This is a genomic window from Sphingobacterium puteale (genome assembly GCF_003627955.1).
Classification (GTDB): Bacteria; Bacteroidota; Bacteroidia; order Sphingobacteriales; family Sphingobacteriaceae; genus Sphingobacterium; species Sphingobacterium puteale.
Map to the genome: position 1 here is coordinate 460,632 of NZ_RBWS01000001.1, position 20,738 is coordinate 481,369.

Sequence of the window (20,738 nt, forward strand, 5' to 3'; positions counted from 1 at the left end):
TTATTTTAAATCCTTTTGGCGTTTGACAATAATATCACCTAGCGATTTGACCATTCCTTTCATGTTTGCATCTTTACTTATACTCATGCTGTACCAAGCTCCCCCCCCATCGTAATAGGCCACCTGCTTGTCTTTCCAGACACCTTTCTCCTCGAATTTTTCGATATAATCATAGTATTTCTGGCGATAACTATCTTGATTCACCCGACCATCGTATTCAAACTCTAGTTCCATATTATATCTTAAGGCAAAATCTATTGCCCCTGTCAGGATTGACATTGGGGAATTCAGATCAAAAAAGTAATTCGGCTGCTGATAAGCTTTGGTGAATCCCTGTTCTTTCCACTCATGTGCACGCTGTGCACCGTAATAAGGTACCCAGATGAAATCGCGCTTCATTCCTTTTACCAGCGTTCCTACCTGATCCACCAATAAATCATCCTGATTGAAGGTATCTATTGTCTCGTGCAACCAATAATATCCCACCAATTCGATATATTTATAATTTTTCTTTTTCCAACGTTCCTCGACCTGATTAACATACCAAGATGCCGTTTTAAAGCGATCCTCTAATTTGGAAAGATCCATGGACCTATTATCAATCATGCCCCAGGACTTATTTCCAAAAATTGGATTAGGGATTGCAAATACCACTTTTCTTTTTGTGGGCGGGGCATAGCCTAACTGTACTAGACTGTCAATGGTACGTTCAATGGCATCCGGTCCTCTATCTTTGGCAAAGGTCTCGTCGAGGAGCCAGGTCCATTCTGATTTACCGGGAACCTTTCGCCCTTCACCTTCTACACCAAAATCGAATAATTGTCCATTAATTGTTGTATAAATCTCGAGGAAGAGAAAGCTATCGTACAAAAATTCGGGTTTGCCAGCATTATTCCGAAACACGTAGTGTTTCATCTGATCCGGAGTATAGGGAATACGTCCACTGCCACCATGATAAATCAAAGCGAGATCCGAGATCCGTGAAGCGACTGGCAGATTGACCTCTTTTACCGGTTTTTCTTCTTCTTTAGTTGGCAAGGACGGGTTGTCCTTGCCACAACTAACTAGAAAAATAAAAATACTTATTGCACTTAAAATATTCGTCAAAAGATTTTTCATAATCATGATTAATAATATTTCCAAAATGTAATTTCTGCGAATCCCATATCCGTTTCCACAGGATTCATATAATTTTCATAACAAACAATCCTGATATAACGGACTCCTGGCAGGGTAGTATTAAAACTGCCATTATCACCAGCTAGCCAAGCGGCCTCACTCTGATCTGTCCGCTCGAAATTATAGAGTTTGGTCCAGCCAGCCATGTCACCATTGGTTGGTTTATCGGCCCGACCATAAATTTCATAACGCTTCATCATTCGATTTTCATAAGGCCAATAATGATTGATCCGGAACCGACTTAATTGTACTGATTCTCCCAAATCAAATGTGACACGCGCAGGTTCGGTTTTACTCCTCAAATCAGAAGATAAACTCCTCCAATTGCCATAATCTCCCCATTCGGTAGGCCAAACGCCATCCCAGGCATTTTCTATCCGATAGCCGTCTCCGGGTACCATGGGTGCGTCTCCGGGCAGCACCACGGCTTTAAATAGCGCTTTATCCATAGGCTTATCAAAAAGAGGCTTAACCTCAGCCCAATCTGTTCGAAACGTATCAATACACAGTGTATCCGGTAAAAAGAGTGTTTGATAACGGAAAGTGCTACCTTTTTTGTAGTTCGTTAAGCGGATGTCTTTAGCTTCGGATTTAAGACGTACTTTAACCAGCTTATCTTTATTATCTGTGTACTCAATATCGACGCCATAGCTCTGAACATCGGCTGTGCCCCAGTTAATTTTTACAGACTCATCATTTTGAATTTCATGATTCAGGAGACTACGATTCAAGAGTGTTTCTTTATAACGATTACCGTAGCTTCTGCCGGAAACAAAACTAGCTACAGACCTACTTCCCAGATTATTGAAGTTTACAACCTCAAAACTATAATTGCCCTCTGGGAGTGGATCCATCAGATATTCAAATTTCTGTTTTCCAGGTTCCCTCTTTACAGGCAGAACAATAGAATCGGCTCTATTATTCATATAGATTACTGTCCGGACGACATTAGGGTCCGTTATTACCCACCAGGTCAATTTCAAACGGTTATTGCCCGGTAATATTTTTAGAGTATCATTTTTTGCAGCATAATTCAGCTCTTTACCATCAGTAAATTTCTTATACTCGTCCATTTTAGAACATCCCACTGCAACCAACAGTAGGGCAATCATTATGAAAACATATCTTTCTCTCATTTCGATTAGTATTTATCACTTCCCCAGAAAGTTATTTCTGCGAAGTTCAGGTTAGTTGTTCCGACCCAATTCTCTAGGCATTTAACACGTATATAACGAACAGCTGGAATCTCCGCTGGGAAATCACCATTATCTCCGGCCAACCAAACTTCTTTATCCGCTGCTGTATAACTTTCTCCAGAAAGTCCCGAAGGTTTTTTCTGTTCATAACTGATCATTTTTGTCCAGCCGTCCCAGCTACCGTCTTTTGGCTGATCTGACCGTCCCCAAATTTCATAACGTTTCATCCCACGATCAATAAATCGATAATAATGATTAATTCGAAAACGGCTCAATTTGGCTTTCACCCCAAGGTCGATTGTTATATGTGTAGGTTGACCATTATTAGGTTCATTTGTCGTTACATTCAGCCAATTACCATAAGGATTATTAAAATCCGAAGACCAGGTATCATCCCAGGCATAGCGCTTTGCGATATGCCATTGATCTGTGTAAATAAAAGAATCGCCGTCTAATGTCAAGTCTCTGAATTTTGATTTGTCTAGTTTCATCTCATACAGAGGTGTTAGGGTTGCATATAACGTATCTGATATATTCTCCCATCTGTCACGTACATACAGCGCAAATTTGGCTTCTTCAGCTTCGATTCCACGAAAGGTATAACTTCCAGCTTTGAGACGACTATAATAATCTTTCTCCCGCCTATAATTGCCATCAGGCTCTAGCCGTTCTAAGGTAAAAGCCAGATCGGCTTCTGTTTCGTTTTTAAACTGAATATTCACCCCTCCGAAGTCTGCTGCCATTTTGAGATTTCTGAGCACATGAAGATAAGGTGGTGTCAAGGGGTTGATTGTAACTTCAACTGGTGCGGATTTGACCTCGCTTTTGTTGACTGTAAATACTTTAATCGTTCTTGGCTTTTCATCTGGAAGTCCAATGATTTCGATTTTATCTTTATAGGCGGAAGATTTAAAATAACTCATTTTTCCGTTTTTCGTTTCGACCTCGGCCACCGCATAAAGTAAATTAGCGTCTCCCGGTAGATTGTAAGTCAAGATGGCTCCTCCGGGTGTATTCTTGACCGTTACGTTACTGACAGTTGCTGTCGCAGAGCCATTTTCTTCTAGCGGTCTATTAAATTCCTCTTTACAGGCCTGTCCGACCAAGCTGATCAGTCCAAACACGAGTATATAAATTTTTTTCATGTTAAATACGTTTTAAGATTACCATCCAGGGTTCTGTACCAAGTTGTTATTCCGATACAATTCCTGTTCTTCAATCGGCCAGAAGTAGTCTCTGGGCGCAATAAATTGCTGGCTAAATAATGTTCTTGCCCTATAATATTCAACATCTTGTTTTCCGGTGATCGTCCAGCCTTTGACTGGTTTATTTTGGAATAAAGCAGCTTCCTTCCAACGACGCAGATCCCACAAACGTGACCCCTCAAATGCAAGCTCGATTTCCCTTTCCTGATGAATAATTTCACGCAGTCCATCTTTGCTCGCAAATTTATTGGGACGAGTTGAATAATTCTGCCAAGACTCCTTGACTCCTTTCAATCCAGCGCGCTGTCGAATAATATCTAGGTAGTATATTGCATCATCGCCATTGCCAATTTCATTTAAACATTCGGCATAAAGCAAGTAGAGATCCGCCAGCCGCATTTCTGGCCAGGGGTAGGCTTCTGTTGTATAGCCGGTATTCGTAGGCGTAAATTTGAGCCCAACTAATTTCTTGATCCAATAACCGGTTTCATTGTAATACATCTCACGTTGTTTAGCCTGGTTTTGTCCAAATTTGCCGTGAATCATCCAATTTTTATAGCCAGAACCTGTCGTTTCCTGCAACCATAGACCGCCATCAAACCCCAGTGAACCATAAAATCGGGGTTCACGGCTGAAATTCATAGCTGACGTGGTATATTCTTTTTCCAGGTAATCTTTCTCTTTATCCGTTGCCTTTTTTAACTCATAACGACCAGCGTAATCCCATGTTTTATCCTCATCGATTGGAATACCATTATTACTATAGAAACGTTCCACCATATTCAGAGTCACCGAAAAATAGGATCCCTGGTAAGTCATCTTACCAATACTCGGATCCATCATGTCAATAGCAGCTTTCTCCTGTAGGTTCGCTGAATTTATATTACCAGAACGCCCCCAAATCAATTCACTATTCCATTTTTCGGTAACTGCACCGCGAATATTGAGTTGTTTCTTGGTATGACTACTCATATTGCTCATCTCTTTTGTATACTCATAGAGTTTTACGCCTACAGCTACATCCAATGCTTTCGAACATGCATCAGCAGCTTTTTTCCACTTTTCTTCCGAATAACTAGTTGGAAAGAGATTCTGCCCGTCCTTATTTTTAAAGGTGGCAAAATCGGTATTACCATTGAATAAAGGACTTGCAGCCGTAGTCAACGCTCTTGCTTTTAGCATAAGGCAGGCTGCTCGCGTCAAGCGACCTGCCTCTGTAGTCATTTTTTCAATTGAAGTCGGTAAATCCGGAGCCGCTTCGTCCAACAGGGCGGCGATATAATTCACAATCTTGTCGACGGGTTCTCGTTTGACCCGAACAACTTCTGTCGGGGAATCCATTGGCAAGTTCATATCCACAATCGGAATGGGGCCATACATCCTGAATAGAAAAAAATGATAGTATGCTTTCAGCACCTTGGCCTCCGCAATCCAGCGCTTCCGTATCTGTGGATTTAAATCCAAAATCTTCTGTGTATCTGAGACGTTCTCAATAAAGACGTTACAATCACGGATTGCTTTAAAGAAACTATATCCTGACCGTTGACCATTCCAAGCATCAACTAAGGGATTCGATGCATTTTGCCGTCCCATGGCGATCTGCCAGGGCCATTGATAACTTTCGTGGTTAAAACTCCAAGTCCAGACATCATCTGCTCCAAAAAAATAGATGCTTTGTCCTTCAATTTTAGGCAACCAAGAGTAGCAGGTATATAAATACCGCTCGGCTTCATAGCGGTTTGCGAAGGCATGATCGATTGTTGCAATATTGTCTGGTACAACATCTAAATAATCTTTGACACAGCCGGAAAGTGATAGGCTCATTGATAACCCCACTACATACAACAGCTTTGATGATGCAATCACAAATTTATTCGTTATATTTTTAATAGATTTTCTCATTTTGATGTTTATTTGTAGATTAAAACCCAATTTGGACACCTAAATTAAACACGCGCTGGATTGGATATCCCACACCTTGTCCCCCCATCTCGACATCCCACATTTTAAACTTACTAATCGCAAACAGGTTCAGCCCATTTGCATATACTCTTAGATTATTGATCTTGTAACGCTGCATAAGCTTATCAGGCAACCTATACCCCAATTCAACACTTTTGACCCGTAGAAATGCACCATTTCGCATCCACCAGGTAGATGTCTGATAGTTGTTTGAGATAGATTCTAAAGAAAGCCTTGGGTAAAAAGCATAAAGATCCCGGTTTTCCTCGGACCAATGACTATCGGCAATTGCCTGCAACAGTCCCGTTTGTCCATTTGGAATTTTCTCTTTTGTATTGAATAAAAAAGGAGCGATGTCAAAGGGGCGTATCCAAAAGGAAGAGCGCGCTGATCCCTGTGCAAAAGCACTTATATCAAAACCTTTATATCCGTAGGTAAAGCCAAACCCATAGATAATTTCCGGGACCTCGGGATATCCGATAGGCACCTCATCCAATAGCGTAATCCGCCCATCTCCATTCACATCCCTGTATTTGAGATCACCTGCGCCATAATTATTCCCGAATTCCTGTTTGGGCGAATTGGATACTTCCTCGTCATCCACAAAATAGCGCTCAGCGATAAGACCAAATCGCTGATTGATCGGATAACCGATCCGGGATTTAAATGTTCCCGCTGGGTAATTGATATCTTCGCGCTTGATAATTTTATTCTTTGCATAGGTAAATGTTCCTTTTAGCGTCAGGAAACTGTTATTCATAAAAGATTTTGAATAATCGAGTGTGGCATCCAGCCCCTGTCCCTGAACTTCGCCAATATTGGCTTTCATCGCTGCAGGCAAGCCCATGCTATTTGGAATAGTTTCCCTCAATTCCAGAATATTTGTCCGACGTTCGCGGAAGAAATCAAGCTCCATATTGAAACTATTAAATAAGCCCAATTCCAGTCCTAAATTCGTTTTATATGCTTTTTCCCAAGTGATCTGGTTATTAGCAAAGCGGTTTACGCTGATTCCGCTTCTGGACTCTTCGAAATTAGTTCCAAAAGAATATCCCCTTCCAGCATCATTCATATTCACGATGGACATATAATAGAAGCGTTCGTCAGTATCTCCGATCTGATCATTTCCAACAAGACCATAGGAAGCCCGCAGTTTCAAACGCCCACCTGAATCTTTCAACCCTCGGAGAAATTTCTCCTCAGCAGCATTCCAAGCAACACCAATGGATGGAAAAAAACCAAAACGGTTAGTTTTATAGAAGCGTTCTGAACCATTGTAACCAAAGTTGAACTCCAAGAGATAACGGCTATCGTAGCCATAGGTAAATCGTCCGGATAAACTCAGATTACGCCGTGGCAATGATCTTTCCAATGATGGCTCTCCATCTTTTGTCGCATTTCCTTCAAGATAATTGCTCATATAGCCAACCAGCATAGCTCCAATATTATGTTTCTCGGCAATGGTCTTATCATAATTTATCGCTCCTTCAATCCAATTAAAGGTATTGATCGTTTTATCACCGGGATTATACACCAACCATTCACTTCCTTGTCCCTCATTTAAATATTGAAGACCTCTAAATCCTTCTTCAGGATCGATGATCGCTGAATAATAAAAAGGTCTATTGGAACGCCCCAGTCCGAAATAACTTTGCCGTTTGGTATAAGCCATCACTCTTGCTTTCAGGCCTTCGGTAATAAAATTCAGATCCTGGTTTATTTCAAGCTGCGCTAAAACAAAAGAAGTATTTGTCTGGGAATAGCCCGAAAGCGCATAGGCATAGGGCTGATTATAGAAAACCCCCGGTTGACCGTTAACAAATTTATTCCCAAATAATGGGTGCTTTACGTTTGGTGAAAATTCTCTGGGATAAATTGCGGGGAACATGACTGGATTGGCATATAGGATCCGATTGAATATCTCAGCACCGCCGCCTATAGGCCCGTTGTAGTCACTAAATTGCCCTGTTGTACGCACCTTAATATCTGTTGTAGGTGTTGCTTTGAACGTCACGTCACTGCGTAGTTCAAAATTCCGGGCTTTAACATTTGTATTAAAACCGTTCAGATCAATTGTTTTTAGAATCCCATTATCTACGTTCGCAGTACCTGAAAGATAATAAGTAGCTTTTGAACCACCACCCGAGACATTAGCATTCAACCTACTATTGAGTGTATTGTCTTTGATCATGAGTCCCATCCAATCATTGCTGGGATATAGAGAAGGGTCTGCTCCCTGAATACGTTTATCAATCTCCTCCCTTGTAAAAACCGGTGCCTGCTGAGGGTATCTTGTCAGACTTGCCTCATTCATTAACTTCATGTAAGTCACGTTATCTGCGAACTTGAAATTTCGGGTATTCGAGGAAAGAGAGTTTTCGTATCGAATATTGAACTTGGTTTTTCCTTCAAAACCCGATTTGGTAGACACAAGGATGACCCCATTCGCGCCACGCGCACCAAATAGCGCTGCCGCTGTCGCATCCTTTAAAATTGAAAAACTAGCTATATCGTCAGGCTGTACACGAGAAAATTCATAGGGTTCGGTTTCAATTCCATTGACTAAGATCAGCGGATTTCTTTTACCAGTTCCGAAACTATTAACACCACGAATAAAAAAATCAGCATTGTCTCTACCCGGCTCACCGCTACGCTGATAGGCGATCATGCCGGCTACACGTCCCGCCAACATGGTGGTCAGGTTACTTGTAGGCCCCTTGAGTTCCTTCGGATTTATCGTTGTAACAGCACCAACCATCGTTGATTTACGTTGTTTACCAAATGCAACCACTGCCACCTCATCCAGTTGTCCACTACTCATTTCGAGTGTAACATTAATTTCTGCGTCACCATTGATCGCAATTTCTTTTGTCTCATAACCGACAATAGAAAAAACTAAATGTCCGTTGGCTGGTGCAGAAATACTGTAACGCCCATTAGCATCTGTCTGCGTAGCGACAGTGCTTTTCTCCTTGACCTTCACACTGACCCCGGCCAGCGCTGTTGATCCGTCTTTGACCGTCCCTTTGATCGTGATGAGATTGCTTTGTCCCCATACAGCACTTATCCACATCACGAACAGCAATACCCAAACAGTTTTCACAAAGTCTTGAAAAAGAACTCTTTTAGTTTGATTTAATTCAGGTTTGTTCATATACATAACGGTTTGCCTAGAAAAGGCATAATTGGTTTTTATTACTCAAATAAAAGATATATTTTTTAAACAAGCAAGTATTTTTTAATTTTTTTTAAAAATTAAAAAGAAAACAAAGGTTTTTATTAAAATAAAAAAAGGAAGTAATAAAATAATTTATCAATAAAATCTACTTTGACTGGTATCTATGCGCAAACCGGGCATAGATGAAAATACCTAGATAGCACAATGCAGGTATTATAAAGGCCGTCTCCCAGCCTAAGCTATCTTTGAGGCTCCCCTGGAGGTAGGTAAGTATGGCTCCACCAGTAATAGCGGTTGACAAAATACCGGAAGCCTGTCCAGCGTTTTCACCCATTCCCTCAATTGACAGACTAAAAATCGACGCAAACATCACAGAGTTACAGAACCCGCAGCACAGGAGAAGCAAAACTGACCATAATCCAGCTGTAGCAATCGAAAAAAGTACAGCAATACATCCGAGCGCTGATAATATCATCAGCAGTTTAGAGACTTGAATATAACGTAGATAAAATGCCCCTACCAGCCTTCCAATTAACATCCCGCCCCAATAATACGAGACAAAATAATTCGCACTGGACTCCGACACACCCAATCTATCTGCTGTATAATTTGTTAGAAATGTTCCAATCGCAACTTCAGCACCCACATAAAGGAATAATGCCAATACGCCGAATTTAAGTTTGGGATACAGCCGTAAAGTATCCCCTAACGAAAGCCGGGCTTGCCTCTCATTAATTTGAGCATCTGGAAGCTTAAGCCTCCATATTACAATCGCTATCAGCAGCAGCACCAGAGCAATCATCAAATAGGGAACAACAAGAGCCTGTGAAGAATCGACAGCTCCCTCAATCTTAGACAGGATAAAATGCGCCCCAAACAAAGGTGCCAATGTCGTACCAAGCGAACCAATCCCCTGAATTAGTGTCAATCTAGCCGCCGCCGTTTCTGGCGCCCCCAAAGCTGTAATATATGGGTTTGCAGATACCTGCAACAGCACAATCCCTATTGCCACAACAAATAATGCACACAAAAACAAATGGTATTCATGGAGCAAGGCCGAAGGAAAAAAAAGTATTGCACCAACAGAAGCTAAAAGAAATCCAATGATCATTCCTTTTTTATACCCAATACGCATCAGCATTTTCCCCGCAGGAATGGACACTAAACCATAAGTTAGGTAAAAGTAAAATTGCACCAATGAGGATTGCGCATAATTCAAATGAAAGCCCTGTTTAAAATAGGGAACCAATGTATCATTCAATACAGTCACAAATCCCATCATAAAATAAAGGACGCCTAAACAAATCAGTGCCCCTAAGTATAATCGTTGGTTATTCATAAATAGTATAAATTGGTCAGTAGGCTATTTCTTATATATATTCTTTATTCATCTGGATCCGTTCGGCTGTTTTCCACAATTGAAAAAGTGCACGTGGCACATGAAAAAAACCTTTCCACTTCCCTCCTTTTGCATATAACAAGGGATCTCCATTCCGTTGAAGATAACCAAACATCTCCCCATGTTCTTTATCCACAAAATGATCCCAAATGTAAAGATGCAATCGCTCCACCCATTCCAGACAACGTGGTTCCCCACTCAGTTCGTAGCCTTTAAAAACAGCCACTAATGCTTCTAAATGCACCCACCACAGCTTCTGATCCCATTCCAATTGCTGAGGTGGAAAATTTTTGATATCACGAAAATAGAAAATTCCACCATGTTCCGTATCCCATCCATATTCCAATATATCCAAACTGATCTCAACACACTTTTCAATAAGTGCTTTATCTTCCCATCTACGGGCTATGTCCATGACAAACCACATCGCTTCCAGCCCATGCCCCGGATTGACAAGTCGCCCTTCAAAACAATCTATAAAGTCACCTTCTGGTGAAACATTCTCCAGTATGAGTTTCAAATCTTTCTGGTAAAATATGTCCATCACCTCGCCGACACCCTCCTCTAAAACTTTCTCAACGACTTCCTTTGGCAATAGATGCTCTATTTCGAGCACCAGATTACATAAAATCATAGGTAGCGCAAACCCTTTTAAATCACGGCTTCCAGCTACTCCCTTGGAAAACTGCCCTTTAGGATTATCTTTTCGCTGTAAGATGTGATTAAATGTTGAGGTAGCAACATCTGCATAAGCATCAATATCAGTCGCTCTATGGAGCTGCGCAAATGCCATAGCAGCAAAGCAATCCGAAAAAATACTATAGGCCTCAGTTAATGGCTTTCCATCACGTCGCAAGGAAAAATACCAGTGTCCTAAAGGATTACGTCCATGTTCTATCAAAAACTCCCCGCCTTGTACCGCCATCTCTAGCCATTCATTTTTTGGCGAAACTTCATTATACAACATCGCAAAAGTCCATATTTCACGAGCCTGAAGCCAAACAAATTTGTCGGTATCAAATACCTGCCCATCACGCAACAAACAGGTAAAAAAACCACCATGTACAGTATCACGTGAATTCCGCAGCCAGAACGGCACCACATTTTCCAACAAGTATTCTCTATAAATGTCTATATATTTTTCCATAATAATTTATAATTCGTCCATATCCATCATAAGGACCGAGACTAATCAAGTTCCCTATGCGAAAAGCAAATTAATAAAAAAAAGAATTAACAAAAGTGTTTTTATTAAAATATTTTAATAAAAACACTTTTGTTAAAAAAATATAAAACATATTAGCTCAATTTACAGCAACACAACTATTAATTATAGCATATCTATAGATTAATTACTATAATTGTAAAAATAACACGTGCAGAATGAAATCGATTATTGATATTTTCTCTCCCCTAAAGTCAGATTTAATTACCAATAATGCTGTTCTATATAAAACAGCATTGCTAAAAAGGGATATATTATCGTTTCTGATTATTCAAAATAAAGGCACCATTGCGGAATTATCTCAAGCAACCAAGACAAGCATCCCAAAGATCAATGAGACCATCAACGAATTGATCACGGAGGGTTTGGTTATCGACCATGGAAAGATACTCAATGGTGTCGGAAGAAAACCGAATATCTATGGTCTAAATCCTAATAGCGCTTATTTCCTATCTGTTGAAGTAAATCGGCACAATATTAATATTGCGATCTTGAATTTCGTTGAAGAGATCGTTCATATTGAACGGGATATCCCATTTTATTTACAAAATACACCAGCTTGCTTCGAATCATTGTGTCATCATATTGACACCTTTATCGAAAAACACGCCAATGACAGGCATAAGATCGTCAGTATCGGGTTAAACCTTACCGGCCGTGTGGATCATGTAAGTGGAAATAGTTATAGTTATTTTAATTTTCATTCTACCCCACTTCGGGAGGTACTGACCCAACGTTTTGGCGTACCGGGTTATGTAGAAAACGACACCAGAGCAATGGCTTTCGGAGAATACGCGAAAGGTGTGGTTGAAAACGAAAAGAATATCCTTTTTATCAACTTGGATGATGGTATCGGAATGGGTATTATTATCAATGGCGCCCTCTATTCAGGAAAATCAGGTTTTGCGGGAGAATTTGGCCACATGCCTTTCTTAAACAATGATATCATCTGCCATTGTGGAAAAAAAGGCTGCCTGGAAACTGAAGCTTCTGGTGTCGCCCTAACACTGCAGATGAAAGAAGCTTTGCTAAAAGGCATCTCCTCATCCATCACTGAAAAAGTCAATTCGATAGATGATATTAAATTACAGCATATTATAAGTGCTGCTAAAAACGATGATATTTTAGCGATTGAATTGCTCTCAAAGGCAGGAGAAAAAATTGGAAAGGGCATAGCAATTCTGCTTAATCTCTTTAATCCGGAACTGGTTATTCTCGGAGGGAAAATAGCGACGACAGAGTCTATTATCTTACTCCCGATTCTTTCCTCCATTAACAAGTTTTCGTTGAATCTGGTCAATACGGATACTTCATTTAAGATTTCTACACTTGGGGAAGACGCCGGTTTAATCGGCTCGAGTCTATTGATGCGAAATCGGTTACTGGATTTATCTTAAGTATTTTCTGCCTATCAGCATATAAAGCCCATATACAGATAGGTGAAATAGAAAAGAAGGATAACCTATTATAGGCTATCCTTCTTTTCTATCCCAAAACAATGTGGCGGCTTGATGATATTCGACTGGATAGAATTCTTCATCTCTTTCAGCGGAAAAGTGATTTTCAAGCGGCCTTTTGTTCCCTGCCATTTGCCACCCGACTGAAGAAGCCGTACTGCCTCGTCCACAAGAGCCTGATCAGGAGCGCCTTCCGCGCGAATCTGCTCTGGCAATCCATCTTTACCAATCCTGAAATTAATAATAATCTCCCCTCCATTTCCAGCATCCTTCACCTGATTGTTCAAATATTGTTCAAAGGCTTTCCATCCATCGACGGGAGTCGCATCACCACCATCCAACAGTGGCTCGATAGCCACTAGGTTTTCTGGTTCACTCAATGTGACATCTGTTGTCCGCTCGGCTTTACCATTGAAATGTTTAAAATATAGAAGCGCCAATAAGACAACAAACAAAACACCAGCTGCCGCACCTATGGCCAAACGCTGCCAAGTATAATACTGTGCGTGTCTGGTCGCTATGGTGTTCTCGATCCGACGATTGAGTCGCTGTTGTAACAAGCTCAATTGCCTTGCATCCACTCCATTCTGTAATCGGTACCCATCAATGGCATCCTGCAAAAAAGGATCTTCCAATGCTTCTTTTTCCAGCTGAAACATTTCCTCCTTACTCATCAGACCATGGATGTAATTATGAATTCGCGATAACTGATAATTATTTTCCATTTTCTTTCCTTTCCATACAGATTCTCAGATTGCGTTTTCCATTCTGGATGGCACTCTTGACTTTATTCAGGTCATACCCTGTTAAATCTGCAATATCTTTATAGCACTTTTGTTCCAGATAAAACAAACGTACACATTCTTTCTGTTCCTCATTTAAGGTCTCCATGCAGCCTTCTAGTTTTTCAAAATCCCTTTCTTCCCATTTTGATTCATCATCAATATTGAGTTTCTGCTCGCTCTCAAACAAATTATCCTCAATATCCACCTGTGTCGTTCTTTTGTCTTTGCGCAATTGCATCAAACAGTAATTTTTGCTGTATACGTGCAACCAGCTTTTAAAATTATCGACCTCATAATGACGCAGTTTTTGAATCAATTCTTCAAAAATCTGCATCACCGCATCCTGGCTACGATCAGGATCCTGTAAGTACTTGAAGCATACACCATAAAGCAAGGACATGTAAGGTGAATATAATTTCCCCAGCGCAGACAGGTCCCCTGTTGTTTTATAATGTTGTAATAGCTCTTTTTCGTTCATGCGCAAATCTTTCACCTTAATGATGAATTAAGATACGGTTTTCCATAAATAAAGCAAGCATGGCCCAAGAATTATCGCCAATAAAATTTCTATTGACATTATCTCCTGTTTTGGACACAAAAAAAACCGTCCCCAAATTATTAAAGACGGTCAATGAAAATATATTTATGAATTACGGATTTAATTCCCCTGTTTCCAATTGTAGCGAAGTGTTACGCCATAGGTTCTCGGATCAGCTACAACTCCAGCATATTGACCATAACTACCTGGCGCAGCCAGTAGTTGCTCATAGTAATCTTTGTTTGTCAAATTTCTGCTCCAAACAAAAACCGAAACACCATTTGACCCTCTAAAACCTAGTCTTGCATTCAGCAGTGTATAAGCATCAATGTTCAGGTATTGCGACGGGGATGAGCTTGAAGAGAATTTGGAGCGATGGAAAAGATCAGCACCCAAAAAGTACGAGCCATTGATACCGATCAGTTTGCCGCTTTGATTAACTTCTCCTCCCAATGACCAAGACCATTTGGATACTCCGGGAAGCACTCCGCCCGAAATATCTTTGAAAGCCTGTGGCCCACCAACTTCTTCCAGCGGAACTGGTGCATTTGTAAATTTCACGTATTTCGCATCTGTATAGGCCAGCGCGGCATTCAGCCGCAGAAAGTGGCCAATGTTAATGTTACCGTCGAGTTCCACTCCTTTGACACGTACTTTCTCAGCATTGGCCAAGTAGCCCCGATTCACTCCTGGTTCAGGCGTTTGTACCTGTGTTTGATAATCTTTGATATCAGTCTGGTAAACGGATAAGTTAAGGATCGAGTTGCGTGTTGGGTTAGTTTTCACACCCAACTCTTTGTGACGAACCGCTTCTGGTTTTACTTCAGCTAGATCTAGCAGCACAGCACCATTTGCTGTTGGCAATCCACCGACATTGATTCCAATTGGCTTATAGCTGATGGAGTAAGTTGCATAAGCATTGATTTTGGGGTTGAAACGGTATTTCGCAGACAGTTGTCCTGAAAAATTATCCGCGTCCGCGTTTATATCAAAAGTTTGGTTGGTATAGACCCCATTTTTAAGTGCCAACAGCGCTGGATCGGATGTCTGTAGCCCACCATAGGTCTGTCTATCGTAGTTTGCTTTCTTTTTGTCGTAGTTATAGCGCAGTCCGGGTAAAATATGAAGTTTGGAGGTCACCTCCCAGTCAATCTGTGTATAAGCGGCTAAACTTGTACTTTTGATTCCATATACAGTCTTAATGCCGAAATTGTCAAATAACCCTGGAGTCTCCCATAGGGCGCTCGTAGAGCTTTTCTGGAAGCGCCAGAATGCGGATCCCGTCTCTTCTGTATGCACAGGATCAGTACCAAGGTCCTGCCACAGCCCGAATAAGCCGACCACACCACTCACTTTCTCACTGATTTTGCCAGAATACCTAAATTCTTGCGACCATTGGTTATGCACCGAATTACCTGCGGAAACAGTATAAACAGGAAGACCTAAGTAATCCCGGTCATTGAGTGGCACCCAGGTCCATTTTCGCCAGGCTGAAGTAGATGTCAAGGTACCTCCGCCAATCTTCACATCAGCATTCAGCGCTACACCGCCCAGTTTGTTGTCGGCTTTGGATTGTGTATCGAGGTCGATCTTACGTTCAAATGCACTTTTATAAGGCAGCTCATAGCCTAAATCTTTGATAATGGCATCAAACTGCCGGTAATCAGCCCGCTGAGTGTTGACCACACCGGCAACTGCCCAACCATACCCATCCGGCTTTTGGGAGGAAACGTCCCCCGAAAGCACCAATTTGATATTTTCCGTCGGTGTAAACAACAATTGCCCCCTGAATCCGAGGTTATTGATATCATTGATCTTACGATTGGTGTGGACGTTGAAAAGATTGCCATCCCTTTGTGTACCCGAAAAAGAAGCCCGGGCAGCCAGATTTTTTGCCAGAGGTCCGGAGATAGATGTCTTTGCCTGAATAAAGCCCTGATTGCCATAGCTAACTTCAACATTAGCTTCAGGTGTAAATTGGGGTAGCCGCGAAGTAATGTTAAAGGCCCCCGCAGTGGTATTTTTACCAAAAAGTGTCCCCTGTGGCCCGCGCAATACTTCGATCTGGTCAATATCAATAAAGTCCAGCCAAGTCGCCGCAGGCCGTGCGATGTACACACCGTCAAGATAGAATCCGACACCTGGATCTATCCCATCGTTGGTCAGGCCGTAAGTTGAACCGAGGCCCCGAATGTTCAGGGTTGTATTACGCGCATTGGAAGAGTACAGCTGTACTGTTGGAACAAGTTCTTTTAGTCGATTGACATTAAAAGCTCCGGCATCTTCCAGCGCCGCACCACGGATGATAGAAACAGGAATAGGTACATCCTGCAACTGCTCTTTGCGTCTACGGGCAGTTACGACCACTTGGTCTAAGGCCTCCAGACGTGGGGTCAGTTCGATCACGGTAGGCGACTGGTCCACAACAATCCGCCGGGTCTGATAGCCCACAATGGAGACAATCAGTGAAAAAGGTAGTTTCTGTCCAGTGACAAATTGAAATACGCCTTTGCTATCGGTCTTCACCTGGTGGGTGACTGCTTCAAGCTGTACAGTTACGCCCTGTAGGGGTTCTTTTGTCACCGCATCTACCACAGTACCTGTTAATGAAGCATTTATAATGGGTTTAGGATTTTCTACTTGCGCGTAAGTCTGATAAGATGCCGCTAAAAGCAAGCTAAAAATGACGCTAATTCGAAAAATAGCATTTTTTTTCATAAATTTATTCAGTTTAATAGTGAAAAATAAACAAGTGCCAACGCCAATAGAACTTGTTTCATTGTTAAAACTTTGTTTAAAAAGGGAAGCCTCGGCTTCCCTTTCCTAATATAAGAGAGTGTAAGAGAGAAATTTTAACAACACATTCGTTTTTCACTATTTCCTAGGGTAGTAAAAACTACTTCCAATAAAGTAATCTGTAAGCTTGTTTTTAAAAAGTAATCTTTTTTCATTCTTTCCATAATTAAGTATTCTCATTTTTTGCCAGTCCTCATGACTCACTGTAAATCAGGACGACCGTACAAATATAGAAATATTTTTTAAAAGACTACTAATTTGATAGATTTTATAAATATTTTTTCAAACACCCTAGCTAAACATTCATTAACAGCACTTTAAATGCTATAAACAGCGAATTAAACACATAAAAAAATTAAAAAACCGTCCCTATACCTATCTGCACATGAGATGTTTTTTAGCTACCTAGCTTCACTTTTTCAAAACAATCGACATAATCTTATTCAGATATCAGGGTCGTGTTGTTAGCGAGAAAACTATGATTTTGCATTTTCTCCGAAAGAATTCGACATGACTGCCCACGGAAGCGATCAAATGAAAAAGGCTTAGAACAAAAAAAGTCCGCCAAGGATGGCAGACTTTTACACAAATATTGTTTAATTCCGAAAGTATTCGACTCATTTTTTTCATCTATAAATTATCGAAACAATATCAACGCGATCAACAGGGTCACTAAGACATTAAAAGTCTGCGCGATCAAAAACGCATAAAGAGGTTTCTTGTTATCCTGCACAAAAAGATCTTTGAAATTGGTTTCCAGACCAATCGAAGTAAATGCCAAGGTAAACCAGAGCCCTTGTAAATTTTTCAGACTTCCCTTAACGGCATCCACTTTTTCCGGGGAGATCACAAAGGAAAATAATAGCGATGCAAACACAAACCCAAGCACAAATTTAGGAAAGCGTTCCCAGATAATCTTTAGCGTAGGTTTATCGCGTTTTGTTTCATCATCCACAGATTTTGCATAGGTCCAATAAATACTGATTGCAAATGCTGCAAGGCCCAGCAATACATTCTGCGAGAATTTAACAATTGTACTGATTTTTAACGCTTCTTCTCCAACAAGCGAACCTGACGCGACAACAGCTCCCGTGGTATCTATACTACCTCCTAACCATGCACCGGTTACCTCTTGTGACAACCCCATCCATTCAGCCATATAGGGCATAAAAATCATCATTGGAATTGCGGTGATCAAGACTAGGGAAATCACGTAGGAGAGCTTTTTGCTATCACCTTTAATCGCACCGGAAGTAGCGATGGCTGCAGAGACACCGCAAATGGAAACCGCACTGGACAGCATCAGTGACATTTCCTTGTCTATCTTCATTTTTTTACAGATCCAAAAGGCAAAATACCATACCGACAACACAACAGCCAAAGCCTGGATAAGGCCCAGCGAGCCCGCTTTAAGAATATCGCCAAAGATAACGGTAGTCCCCAGCAAGATCAAACCGATCTTAACATACAGTTCCGTACTCAGGGCTTCTTTAAACCAAGCAGGTAACTTAAAGCAATTACTGATGATCAAACCGATCGTCAAGCTAAAAATAACAGCTTCGAGATTGTATTCTTTCACTGTCGAATTACCGGCTAATATCAACGCAAATACAGTCAGAATAAACACCACCGGAAATACGATCAGCAGATGTTTGACGGATTTACCGAGCAAAAATGCCCCCAGCATACCTGTCACAAAGACGAAGATAAACTGCTGAAAAATCTTATTGAGATTGGCCGGATCAAAAATTGTGGAGGCCAGTTCGGAAGAATTAGCCCAGGAAAAATTAGGTACAGGCGCAAAAATACCCGAAAGTGCTAAAAAAATGGTAGCGAGTCCCAAAATGACGACTACCCAGTCTTCTGTAAATGCAAATGATCTTGACGATGCCATATATTGGTCAGTATTAAAAGGCTAAATTTACTATAATTGCGGATACTTTTGGTTATTGTAACACAAAAATGGCCGAAGATTTCTCTCCGGCCATACAACCAAAACCAATAATCATTATCAATCAAAAACAATATTTATTTTCTTCTATTAATTTTTTTGCTATTCGCTGGCGTGCATCCTTAATGTTAAATGGTTGCGCTTTGGTGAACCTGCGTAATCCAACGAGCATCATATTCAACTCATCACCTTCACCAAAGGAGTACAAAGCCTCTTTACCCGCAGCATTGATTTTATCGATCGCGCCATACAGATAGATCTTCGCCATATCGGTCGCATATGGCGCTTTTTCGGAACCGTTATGCACAAGCTTTTCTGCACGTAACAGTACAGATTCTGCAATGTAAACGTAACCGATAATGTCTGCAATATTCATTAGGATCTCTTCTTCTTTCGAAAGTGACATCATCAGCTTTTGAACCGCAGCTCCAGCGATCAGCAGGCCTGCTTTCTTGAGGTTGGCGATAATCTTCTTCTCTGCAGCAAATGGCGCATCATCTTCCTCCCCAAAGTCAGGAATAGCCAATAGTTCACTTGCCACCGCCTGCGCAGGTCCCATCAGATCCAGTTCACCTTTCATGGCCCGTTTTAACAGCATATCTACGACAAGTAGCCTGTTCACCTCATTGGTACCTTCGAAAATCCGGTTGATCCGTGAATCACGATAAGCACGCTCCATCGGCGCATCGGCCGAATACCCCATTCCACCATAGATCTGCACTCCTTCATCCACCACATAGTCCAGCATCTCTGAACACCATACTTTGATAATCGCACATTCGATCGCAAATTGTTCCACGGATTTCAATTTTGCTTTCGCTTCATCCATACCGCCCGCAATCAATGCATCATAGGCATCATCAATATTTTGGCCCGCACGATAGGATGCGGATTCCACCGCAAATAGACGTGTCGCCATCTCTGCCAACTTATAGCGAATAGCACCAAATTTAGAAATCGGCAAGTTAAACTGCACACGTTCATTGGCATATTGAACCGCATGATTGATCACCATACGCGCTGAACCATTTGTCGCTGCACCCAGTTTGATCCTGCCGATATTCAGGATATTTACGGCGATCTTAAATCCGTTTTCACGTTCTGAAAGCATGTTTTCAACAGGCACAGGACAGTCATTAAAGAATATCTGGCGTGTAGAGGATCCCTTGATGCCCAATTTATGTTCTTCGGGATTCATGGAGATCCCGCCAAAATCTTTTTCGACGATAAATGCTGTTAAGTTTTTATCGTCATCGATTTTTGCAAATACAATAAAGATATCTGCAAATCCACCATTGGTAATCCACATTTTTTGACCGTTGATCAGATAGTGGGTTCCTTCGGCATTTAGTTTTGCGGAAGTGCGTCCCGAATTGGCATCCGATCCGGCATTTGGCTCCGTCAGACAATAGGAAGCCTTCCATTCGCCTGTGGCGAGCTTGGGAATATATTTCGCTTTTTGTTCCGCATTACCATAATAAAGGATTGGCAAGGTACCAATACCTGTATGAGCAGATAAGGCAACGGCGAAAGAAAAACCTCCACCTACAGCCTCTGCTACAAGCATCGACGTATTGAAGTTCTTGCCAAAACCACCATACTCTTCCGGAATCGACACACCCAGCATCCCCAGCTCACCGGCTTTATCCATCAGGCTAGGCATCAATCCCTCCTCCTGTGCGTCAATACGATCAAGCTTATTTAATACTTCGGTATCTAAGAAATCCAAACAGGTCTGACGAATCATTTTCGCCTCTTCATCAAACTCTTCAGGAATAAAAATAGCTGTATAGGGAGTCTCTCTAATAACGAACTCACCGCCTTTGATTGTTTTATTCTCGCTCATTGTTAATTTAGATTTATGGTG

At 41.3% G+C, this 20,738-nt stretch carries 13 protein-coding genes; 1 reads left to right on the forward strand and 12 read right to left on the reverse strand.

Annotated elements, in window-relative coordinates; all coding sequences use genetic code 11:
* The 7 genes from D7322_RS01675 to D7322_RS01705 all read right to left on the reverse strand — a co-directional run bounded on the left by D7322_RS01675 (position 1) and on the right by D7322_RS01705 (position 11,266).
* Positions 1 to 1,119, reverse strand: coding sequence for a DUF4855 domain-containing protein (locus D7322_RS01675; protein WP_183078580.1), 1,119 nt, complete (start codon positions 1,117 to 1,119; stop codon positions 1 to 3).
* 8 nt (positions 1,120 to 1,127) lie between these two features.
* The gene (locus tag D7322_RS01680) at positions 1,128 to 2,315 is read right to left on the reverse strand and encodes a DUF4998 domain-containing protein (protein ID WP_121120725.1); all 1,188 of its coding nucleotides are present in this window, start codon (positions 2,313 to 2,315) and stop codon (positions 1,128 to 1,130) included.
* 5 nt (positions 2,316 to 2,320) lie between these two features.
* On the reverse strand, positions 2,321 to 3,520 hold the full coding sequence (locus D7322_RS01685; RefSeq protein ID WP_121120726.1) for a DUF5000 domain-containing lipoprotein: 1,200 nt from the start codon (positions 3,518 to 3,520) through the stop codon (positions 2,321 to 2,323).
* Between the two features lie 18 nt (positions 3,521 to 3,538).
* Entirely contained in the window at positions 3,539 to 5,482 is a 1,944-nt protein-coding gene (locus D7322_RS01690; RefSeq protein ID WP_121120727.1) for a RagB/SusD family nutrient uptake outer membrane protein, read from the reverse strand.
* A gap of 19 nt (positions 5,483 to 5,501) precedes the next feature.
* On the reverse strand, positions 5,502 to 8,696 hold the full coding sequence (locus D7322_RS01695; RefSeq protein WP_220700005.1) for a SusC/RagA family TonB-linked outer membrane protein: 3,195 nt from the start codon (positions 8,694 to 8,696) through the stop codon (positions 5,502 to 5,504).
* A gap of 169 nt (positions 8,697 to 8,865) precedes the next feature.
* The gene (locus tag D7322_RS01700; RefSeq protein WP_121120728.1) at positions 8,866 to 10,059 is read right to left on the reverse strand and encodes a sugar MFS transporter; all 1,194 of its coding nucleotides are present in this window, start codon (positions 10,057 to 10,059) and stop codon (positions 8,866 to 8,868) included.
* A 31-nt stretch (positions 10,060 to 10,090) separates the two neighbouring features.
* Positions 10,091 to 11,266, reverse strand: coding sequence for an AGE family epimerase/isomerase (locus D7322_RS01705; RefSeq protein ID WP_121120729.1), 1,176 nt, complete (start codon positions 11,264 to 11,266; stop codon positions 10,091 to 10,093).
* Positions 11,267 to 11,502: 236 nt separating this feature from the next.
* On the opposite strand from D7322_RS01705, the gene D7322_RS01710 reads away from it, so the two are divergent.
* Positions 11,503 to 12,741, forward strand: a complete 1,239-nt coding sequence (locus D7322_RS01710) for an ROK family protein (protein WP_121120730.1) — start codon at positions 11,503 to 11,505, stop codon at positions 12,739 to 12,741.
* A 68-nt stretch (positions 12,742 to 12,809) separates the two neighbouring features.
* Here the strand turns inward: D7322_RS01710 and D7322_RS01715 are convergent, their stop codons facing one another.
* The 5 genes from D7322_RS01715 to D7322_RS01735 form a co-directional block, all read right to left on the reverse strand.
* Complete coding sequence (locus tag D7322_RS01715) at positions 12,810 to 13,526, reverse strand: energy transducer TonB (protein ID WP_183078581.1); 717 nt, start codon at positions 13,524 to 13,526, stop codon at positions 12,810 to 12,812.
* Positions 13,516 to 14,064, reverse strand: a complete 549-nt coding sequence (locus tag D7322_RS01720; RefSeq protein ID WP_121121253.1) for an RNA polymerase sigma factor — start codon at positions 14,062 to 14,064, stop codon at positions 13,516 to 13,518. The genes D7322_RS01715 and D7322_RS01720 overlap by 11 nt, the downstream gene beginning before the upstream one ends.
* Positions 14,065 to 14,244: 180 nt before the next feature.
* Entirely contained in the window at positions 14,245 to 16,842 is a 2,598-nt protein-coding gene (locus D7322_RS01725; RefSeq protein WP_121120731.1) for a TonB-dependent receptor, read from the reverse strand.
* A 715-nt stretch (positions 16,843 to 17,557) separates the two neighbouring features.
* Positions 17,558 to 18,814, reverse strand: coding sequence for a YeiH family protein (locus D7322_RS01730; RefSeq protein WP_121120732.1), 1,257 nt, complete (start codon positions 18,812 to 18,814; stop codon positions 17,558 to 17,560).
* A gap of 121 nt (positions 18,815 to 18,935) precedes the next feature.
* The gene (locus D7322_RS01735; protein WP_121120733.1) at positions 18,936 to 20,717 is read right to left on the reverse strand and encodes an acyl-CoA dehydrogenase family protein; all 1,782 of its coding nucleotides are present in this window, start codon (positions 20,715 to 20,717) and stop codon (positions 18,936 to 18,938) included.
* Positions 20,718 to 20,738: the final 21 nt, after the last annotated feature.